At 63.0% G+C, this 7,658-nt stretch carries 8 protein-coding genes; 5 read left to right on the top strand and 3 right to left on the bottom strand.

Going from position 1 to position 7,658, the window contains the following annotated elements:
- Nucleotides 1-53: 53 nt before the first annotated feature.
- Complete coding sequence (locus AC5DC2_RS15915; RefSeq protein WP_491699180.1) at nucleotides 54-953, bottom strand: LysR substrate-binding domain-containing protein; 900 nt, start codon at nucleotides 951-953, stop codon at nucleotides 54-56.
- A 93-nt stretch (nucleotides 954-1,046) separates the two neighbouring features.
- Between AC5DC2_RS15915 and AC5DC2_RS15910 the strand changes: the two genes are divergently transcribed.
- The 5 genes from AC5DC2_RS15910 to AC5DC2_RS15890 are packed head-to-tail and all read left to right on the top strand — an operon-like array spanning nucleotide 1,047 to nucleotide 6,258.
- A complete protein-coding gene (locus tag AC5DC2_RS15910; protein WP_491699179.1) occupies nucleotides 1,047-2,207 on the top strand; it encodes a trans-sulfuration enzyme family protein in 1,161 nt (386 codons plus the stop codon).
- Between the two features lie 43 nt (nucleotides 2,208-2,250).
- A complete protein-coding gene (locus AC5DC2_RS15905; protein WP_491699178.1) occupies nucleotides 2,251-3,273 on the top strand; it encodes an amino acid ABC transporter substrate-binding protein in 1,023 nt (340 codons plus the stop codon).
- Nucleotides 3,274-3,323: 50 nt separating this feature from the next.
- Nucleotides 3,324-4,430 carry an amino acid ABC transporter permease gene (locus AC5DC2_RS15900; RefSeq protein WP_491699177.1) on the top strand — a complete coding sequence of 369 codons (1,107 nt, stop codon included), beginning with the start codon at nucleotides 3,324-3,326 and terminating at the stop codon, nucleotides 4,428-4,430.
- The gene (locus AC5DC2_RS15895) at nucleotides 4,430-5,518 is read left to right on the top strand and encodes an amino acid ABC transporter permease (RefSeq protein WP_491699176.1); all 1,089 of its coding nucleotides are present in this window, start codon (nucleotides 4,430-4,432) and stop codon (nucleotides 5,516-5,518) included. The genes AC5DC2_RS15900 and AC5DC2_RS15895 overlap by 1 nt, the downstream gene beginning before the upstream one ends.
- On the top strand, nucleotides 5,515-6,258 hold the full coding sequence (locus AC5DC2_RS15890) for an amino acid ABC transporter ATP-binding protein (RefSeq protein ID WP_230721353.1): 744 nt from the start codon (nucleotides 5,515-5,517) through the stop codon (nucleotides 6,256-6,258). Before AC5DC2_RS15895 ends, AC5DC2_RS15890 begins: the two co-directional genes overlap by 4 nt.
- A gap of 47 nt (nucleotides 6,259-6,305) precedes the next feature.
- Here the strand turns inward: AC5DC2_RS15890 and AC5DC2_RS15885 are convergent, their stop codons facing one another.
- Together AC5DC2_RS15885 and AC5DC2_RS15880 are read right to left on the bottom strand one after the other, a co-directional pair.
- Nucleotides 6,306-6,914: an SCO family protein gene (locus tag AC5DC2_RS15885; protein ID WP_491699175.1), complete on the bottom strand. Its 609-nt coding sequence runs from the start codon at nucleotides 6,912-6,914 to the stop codon at nucleotides 6,306-6,308.
- Nucleotides 6,915-7,042: 128 nt separating this feature from the next.
- Complete coding sequence (locus AC5DC2_RS15880) at nucleotides 7,043-7,588, bottom strand: copper chaperone PCu(A)C (RefSeq protein WP_491699174.1); 546 nt, start codon at nucleotides 7,586-7,588, stop codon at nucleotides 7,043-7,045.
- Nucleotides 7,589-7,658: the final 70 nt, after the last annotated feature.

Raw genomic sequence — 7,658 nt, 5'->3', positions numbered from 1 at the left:
TGGATTCGATAGCTGAAAGCCTCCTTTGTGCGTCCGAATGGACGCACGGCGCTCTACGCCGTCGGCATCTCGAACCGGTTGCGCAGCCCGAACAGCTCGGCCGTGAAGCCGCGGACGAGAGTAGACTTCTGGATGTCGGCGGGGAAGAGAAGGTAGACGCGGAACATCACCTCGGGCGTGAAGGCGCGGAGCGCGACGGTTCTGCTTTCCGCTTCGCCGATGACCAGCGGGTTCACCAGTCCCACGGCGTCGCCCTCCTGCGCCAGTGCGCAGATCGTGGCGGCGTTCGGGGTTTCGATCACATATTTTGGCTCGTGCCCGGCATTCTTCATCGTCTCGTCAAAGCGCTGCCGCGCCCGGTCCTCGGGGCTGAGGCCGATCAGCGGCCATTCCGCGATCAGATCGGGGGTGATCGACTTGTGAAGGGTCAGCGGATGGGATTTCGGCATGGCGACAAGACCCGGGAAGCTGCCGAATAGCTGGCTGTCGATGCCTGAGCGGTCGATCTCGTCAGCCGCCAGCCCCAGATCGTATTGCCCGTCGGTGATGCCGTTGCGGATCGCCGACGACCAGGTGATGTGGAAGGTGATCCTGACGCCTGGATTCTGTTTCCGGAAGGCGCGGATGGCGGCGGGCGCCAGAATGGCCCCGGCTGCCGCCAGCGAGGCGATCTTCAGCGTGCCCGCGCCATAGTCGCGGATGCTGGCCGCCGTTGCCTGTAGCCGGTCCAGCCCCTTGAAGCTGACCTCGACCTCGCGGAAGAACAGCGTTCCCTCGGGCGTCGCGATCAGCCGACCGCGCACCCGATCGAACAGCGGAAACCGCACCGCCGCTTCCAGCTCGGCGATCAGACGCGAGACGGCCGGCTGGGTGACGCCCATCAGCTCGGCGGCCCGGACGGTCGAACCCGAGATCATGACGGCGTTGAAGGCTTCGAGCTGGCGAAAATTCATGCCTATAAGGTTTCCGCATAGAACTATGTGTCCTGATCAGTATTCCTGCTGCCAACAAAAGGCAATGATGGCGTCGTTATTTCAGGAGTTCACATGCGCGACGCAACCAAGAGCGTTCACCACCCGAAGATCAGCGAAGAGGGCTATGCCGCTCTCGGCGTTCCGACCCACCGGGCCTCGACCATCGTCTTTCCGGACGCCGAAGCCTATGCCACCCGGTCGCAACGGGATCTCGACGGCTACTCCTACGGCCTGCACGGCACGCCGACGCAGCGGGTGCTGGAGGCGCAGCTTACAGCACTCGAGAACGGGTTGAAGACGGTCATCCTGCCCTCCGGGCAGGCTGCGATTGCCGTTGTGCTGATCTCGTGCCTGAAGCCCGGCGACCATGTTCTGGTAGCCGACAACGCCTATCCCCCGGTCATCGGTCTCTGCCGTAATTTCCTCGAGCCGCGTGGCATCGCATGGTCTGTGTTCGAGCCGGGTATCGGTGCTGGTATCGAGGACGTTGTGCGGGACAACACAAGGCTGATCTGGATGGAATCGCCCGGTTCCACAACCATGGAAATCGAGGATGTGCCGGCCATCACCGCGATTGCGAAACGGCGCGGCATCCTGACCGGCATCGACAATACCTGGGCGACGCCGCTTCTGTTCAAGCCGCTCGACCATGGCGTTGATTTTTCCATGCAGGCCCTGACCAAATATCCGGGCGGCCACTCCGACCTGTTGATGGGTTCGGTCAGCGTCAACGATCTGGAATTGCGCAAGGCCTTGCGCGACACGATGCGTATGCTGGGCTTCGGCGTTTCGCCGGATGCGGTGCAACTGGTGCTGCGCGGGCTGGAAACCATGGCCGTGCGTCTCGCCCATGTCGGGCGCATCGCCGGCGAAATCGCGGCGGAGCTGGAAAGCCGCGATGTCGGGCCGGTTCTGTTTCCCGCACTTGCCTCCAGTCCCGGACATGCCATCTGGAAACGCGATTTTACAGGCGCCAGCGGCCTGTTTTCGGTCGTTCTGCCGGCCGCGCATGAAGCGCGCCTCGATGCCGCGCTCAATGGCCTGCGCTATTTCGCGATCGGCGCCTCCTGGGGCGGCACCCGCAGCCTGATCGCGCCGATGAGCGTCAAGACATCGCGGCAGATGCCGCATCCCCACAAGGACCGCATCATTCTGCGCGTCAATATCGGCGTGGAAGATCCCTCCGATCTCAGGGAAGACCTCGACGGATTCTTCACTGCGCTCGCAGGCTGACAAGACAAATGCAGCATATAAAATCCAACAAGGAGACGGGAACATGACCTGCAAGACCACATTGACGGCAATGGCGATGATCGCCGCGCTAACTGCGCCGGCGCTGGCGCAATCGACATCGACGCTTGACACCGTGAAGGAGCGGGGGCGGCTGATCTGCGGCTCCAGCCAGGGCACGCCCGGTTTCGGCGCGCCGGATGACAATGGCTACTGGCGCGGCCTCGACGTGGAGACCTGCCGGGCCGTCGCCGTGGCTGTGCTTGACGACAAGGATGCGGTCGATTTCGTGCCGCTTTCGGGCCAGCAGCGCATTCCCGCCCTTCAGACCGGCGAGATCGACATGCTGCCGCGCACGCTCACCTGGACGCTGCAGCGCGATGCCAACGGCATCAACTTCACGACGCCGAATTATTACGAATTCACCGGCTTCATGATGCCGAAATCGCTCGGCATCACCAGCGTCGAGGACATGGCGGGCGCTTCCGTCTGCGTGCAGACCGGCTCGACCACCGAGGTTGTCGTCAACGATGTCTCGACCAAGAATGATCTCGATCTTCAGCCCGTCGTCTTCGACAACACCACCGCCGGCCGTCAGGCTTTCTTCTCCGGCCGCTGCGATGCGCTGATCACCGATGCCGGTGCGCTCGCTTCCGTGCGCGCTACGATGGCCGACAATCCGGACGACTACGTCATCTTCCCGGCAACGCCCTATATGGATGCGCTGACGCCCGCCGTCCGCCATGGCGATGACCAGTGGCTCGATATCGTGACCTGGTCGATCCAGGCGATGATCGCCGCCGAGGCATTCGGGCTTACCAGCGGGAATATCGACGACTATCTCGACAGCGACGATCCGCGCATCCGCCGGTTTCTGGGCACGGATCCGGGCAATGGCGCGGCACTCGGCCTCAGCGACGATTTCGCCTACCGCATCGTGAAATCCGTCGGCAATTACGCCGAGGTCTATGATCGCAATGTCGGCATGGACAGCCCGCTGAAGCTGGAGCGAGGCTATAACGCGCTGTTCAGCGACGGCGGGCTGATGTTCCCGCTGGCCTTTCAGTAAAGCCGGTCATGCTGTCGCTCTGGTATTCACAACGGGCCCGATCCTGGGCCATGCAGATCGCCCTTCTGGGCGGTCTGGTCCTGTTCGTCTGGTGGCTTGCGGGCAATACGCATGAAAACCTGACCGAACGCGGCATCCGCACCGGCTTCGACTATCTCCGGCGGCCGGCGCGCTTTCCGATTTCCGAAAGCATCGTCCGCTATGATGCATCGGACAGCTTCTTCTGGGCCTATGTCGTCGGTCTTGCCAATACGCTGTGGCTGTCGTTCCTGTCGATCCTGTTTGCAACGCTGCTCGGTCTGGTGGTCGGCCTCTCGCGCCGCTCCGCCCATCCGCTGCTGTCGCGCTTCGCTGGTACCTATGTCACCGTGCTGCGCAACGTTCCGCTCATCGTCCAGCTTCTCTTCTGGTATGCCATCGCCACCTCGCTGTTTCCCGTACCGCGCGAGGCGCTCAACCCGCTGCCCGGCGTTTTCCTGTCCATTCGCGGCGTCTATGCCCCGGCCCTGACGCTCGGACCGGGCGCCAGCATGCTGCTGATCGTCGCGGCGATCCTGCTGGTCATCGCGATCGTTGCCGGTTTCAGGGTTTCGACCGGAAAGCGCTTGCCGGCAAAGGCCGCAACTGCGGGCATTTTCCTGTGTGCATGGGTGGCGACTGTCGTCTGGCTTTCGGGACGGCTCGGCCATCCGATCGGCCTTGAGGCTCCGGCGCTGAAAGGGCTCAATTTCAGGGGCGGCATGGTGCTGTCGCCCGAATTCGCCTCGATCATCACCGGCCTGACGATCTACACCTCCGCCTTCATCGGCGAGATCATCCGCGGCGGCATCGACGCCGTTGAGAAGGGCCAGTGGGAAGGCGCGCGCGCCCTGGGGCTCAGCGAACACCACATCATGTTCCGGATCATCCTGCCGCAGGCGCTCAGGATCATCGTGCCGCCGATGACGTCGCAATATCTCTCCACCGTCAAGAACACCACGCTTGCCGTGGCGGTCGGCTATCCCGAGCTCGGCCTCGTGGTCAACACGGTGATCAATCAGACCGGCCAGGCGATCGAGAGCATCCTGATCATGCTTGCGGTCTTCCTCAGCATTTCGCTCTCCGTTTCCGCTTTCATGAACTGGTACAATGCGCGCGTCGCATTGGTGGGGCGCTGATGACCGATATTACCTTCAAGACCGCCGCCGATGCGCCGCGGAAACCGCCCAGGGCAAAGCGCAAGCCGCTGCTGAAGCTGCTGTTCGGCGATCTGCTGTCGGCATTCCTCACGGTTCTGGCCGTCCTCATCATCCTCGGCCTTATCCCGGCCTTCAATTGGGCCGTTCTCGATGCCCACTGGGTGGGCGGCCCGGCGGCATGTCAGGGCGGCGGGGCGTGCTGGAGCTTTATCGGCGCCAAGGCGCGGCTGATCCTGTTCGGTCTCTATCCGCCGCAGGAGCAATGGCGAGCCACCATCGTGATTGTGCTGATCGTCGCCATGGTGCTCGTCTCACTATCGCCCAAATTGTGGAACGCGCGGCTGTTGCTGGTCTGGGCTCTCGCCATTGCCGCCATGCTGGTGCTGATGGGCGGCGGCGTGCTGGGACTCGCATACGTGCCGACGTCGAAATGGGGCGGCCTGCCGGTGACGTTGCTTCTGGCGGTGCTTTCGCTCGGCCTTGCCTTTCCGCTGGCCGTGCTGCTGGCGCTGGGGCGGCGGGGAAAACTGCCTGTTGCCCGCGCGATCAGCATTTTCGTGATCGAGCTTGTGCGCGGCCTTCCGCTGGTCGGTCTGCTGTTCGTGGCGGCGATCCTGTTGCCGCTGCTGCTGCCGCCGGAATGGACGGTTGACAAGCTCGGCCGCACGCTTGCCGCGCTGACGATCTTCGCCGCCGCCTATCTGGCGGAGGTCATTCGCGGCGGCCTTCAGGGGCTTGACGACGGGCAGATCGAGGCGGCCGAGGCGCTCGGCATTCCCTACTGGAAAATGATCTGGCACATCGTTCTGCCGCAGGCGATCCAGAACGTGATCCCGCCGCTGACCAACACCGCCATCGTGATGATCAAGAACACCTCGCTGGTGCTGATCGTCGGCGTGTTCGACATGCTGAGCGCGGCGCGCAGCGCCAGCACCGACCCGGCATGGCCGGCGCCTTCCACCGAGGCCTATCTGTTCGTCGCGGCGATCTACTTCATCATCTGCTTTTCCATCTCAATCTATTCGCGCCATCTCGAACGGGGCGTAGCCGCAAGGACACACGGATGAAACCTGCGATCGAAATCGATAACATCGACAAATTCTACGGCGATTTTCACGTGCTCAAGGGCGTTTCGCTGACGGTTGCGGCCGGCGAGAAAGTGGTGGTGTGCGGGCCGTCGGGATCGGGCAAGTCGACGCTGATCCGCTGCATCAACCGCCTCGAGGAGCATCAGGCGGGCCGGATTGTCGTCAACGGCGTCGAGCTTGGCGACGATCTGCGCAATCTCGATGCGGTCCGGCGTGATGCGGGCATGGTGTTTCAGCATTTCAACCTGTTTCCGCATCTGACGGTGCTCGAAAACTGCGCTCTGCCGCAGATCCTGTCGCGGCGCACGCCGCGCGCGGAAGCGGAGACGGCGGCGGAAACCTTCCTGAAGCGCGTCCGCATTCTCGACCAGGCGCCCAAATTTCCCGGGCAGCTTTCCGGCGGGCAAAAGCAACGCGTTGCGATCGCGCGGGCGCTCTGCATGCGGCCGCGGATCATGCTGTTCGATGAACCGACATCGGCGCTCGATCCGGAGATGATCCGGGAAGTGCTCGACGTGATGGTGGAGCTCGCCGATGACGGCATGACCATGGTGGTCGTCACCCACGAAATGGGCTTCGCCCGCCAGGTCGCCGACCGCGTTGTCTATATGGAAGCCGGCGGGATTGTCGAAACCGCCGCCCCGGATCAATTCTTCGATGCGCCCGAGGACGAGAGAACCCGACGGTTCCTCTCCAGTATTCGCACGATGATCCACTGACGGTTGGGATCCGCAGGCCGATAACGCATAAAGGCCTCCGGCGCGTTTCAGCCATTGTCGGTGTCGATCAGCCTTTTCAGCTTCTCGATGGCCGTATCGTGGTCCTCCTGATAGGCGATGGTGCTCTGCAGCACGCCGCCATCATTCAGGAGGAATACCGAGGCCGTGTGGTTCATCGTGTAGTCGCCCTCCGGGTTGTTCGGGTCGAGCGGCACCTTTTCGTAGTAGATGCCGAAGCCGTCCGCCATGGCGCGGACCTTGTCCGGATCGCCGGCAATGCCGATGACGCGGTCGGTGACGTTGGACAGATAGCGCCGCATCATCTCCGGCGTGTCCTGTTCCGGGTCGACGGTCACCCAGTAGGCGTCGATCCTGTCGCCATCGGGATCAACCTCGTGCAGCCAGCCATTGAGCTCGTAAAGCGTGGTCGGGCAGACCTCCGGGCAATGGGTGAAGCCGAAAAACAGCGCGGTCGGCTTCTGGCGGAAGGCGGCCTGGGTGATGGGCGAGCCGTCATCGGCGGTCAGCGTGAAGTCCGGCCCCATCGGGATATGCATCATCTCTTCATTGGTCTCGCCGATCTGATAGACCAGCCAGACGATCACGACGCAGAGGGCGGCTATGGCGCCCCAGAGGGCCCTTCTGAAGTTCTTCATGTCCTGAATTCCTGCCTTGCGCACACAGGTCTGCAGGGCTGTCGCCAGCCCGGCAGACGCTCTTGTGCGATTTGGGAACGCCCCGCATCGCCAGTCAGGCTGTGCGGTGTCGGTGCGGTGTCCGAAACTCAGTTCGCCTTCATGTCGCCATGGTCGGCGTGGTCATGATCCATGTCATGCATGTCGTGGCCGGCTTCCTTCGCGGCGATGCTTTTGACGACGAAGGGCACGGTCACCGTTCCGGCCTTCTCGAAGGTCAATTCGACATCGACGACCGTATCTTCGACAAGCGGACCATTCAGTTTCATGAACATGATGTGCAGGCCGCCCGGCGAAAGCTCCACGGTCTCGTGGGCGGGAACCGGAATACCATCGGTCATCTGGTACATCTTCATCACCTCGCCATCCATGCGCATGTTGTGAAGCTGCAGGTCGCCCGCGGCATCGGATGAGGCGGCGATGAGGCGATCGTCGGTATCGCCATTATTGGTGATTGACAGGAACCCGCCGCCGACGGGCGCGCCGGGCAGGGTGGCGCGGGCGAAGGCGCCGTCGATCGCGAGATCGCCGAGCGTCACGTGGTCCGGCGCCATCGCGTCGTCGTGGCCGTGATGATCGTCGCCGCCCTTGGCAGCGGTGACGGTCAGTTTCGGCGCCGGCTCGCCGTCCTCCACAGCAGCCTTCGTCGTTACCGTGCATGGCCTTCGCGGTCTCTGCGATCTCGCCCTTGTCCTTGTTCTTCTT

The sequence above is a fragment of the Martelella sp. genome (assembly GCF_984369615.1).
The sequence above is the reverse complement of the archived record's forward strand: the minus strand, read 5'-3'. Positions and strand labels throughout refer to the sequence as shown.

What these genes read in the sequence shown, in the direction of transcription:
- AC5DC2_RS15910 (WP_491699179.1), top strand. Translation starts at nt 1,047, where the DNA reads ATGCGCGACGCAACCAAGAGCGTTCACCACCCGAAGATCAGCGAAGAG.
- AC5DC2_RS15890 (WP_230721353.1), top strand. Translation starts at nt 5,515, where the DNA reads ATGAAACCTGCGATCGAAATCGATAACATCGACAAATTCTACGGCGAT.
- AC5DC2_RS15885 (WP_491699175.1), bottom strand. Translation starts at nt 6,914, where the DNA reads ATGAAGAACTTCAGAAGGGCCCTCTGGGGCGCCATAGCCGCCCTCTGC.
- AC5DC2_RS15905 (WP_491699178.1), top strand. Translation starts at nt 2,251, where the DNA reads ATGACCTGCAAGACCACATTGACGGCAATGGCGATGATCGCCGCGCTA.
- AC5DC2_RS15895 (WP_491699176.1), top strand. Translation starts at nt 4,430, where the DNA reads ATGACCGATATTACCTTCAAGACCGCCGCCGATGCGCCGCGGAAACCG.
- AC5DC2_RS15900 (WP_491699177.1), top strand. Translation starts at nt 3,324, where the DNA reads ATGCAGATCGCCCTTCTGGGCGGTCTGGTCCTGTTCGTCTGGTGGCTT.
- AC5DC2_RS15915 (WP_491699180.1), bottom strand. Translation starts at nt 953, where the DNA reads ATGAATTTTCGCCAGCTCGAAGCCTTCAACGCCGTCATGATCTCGGGT.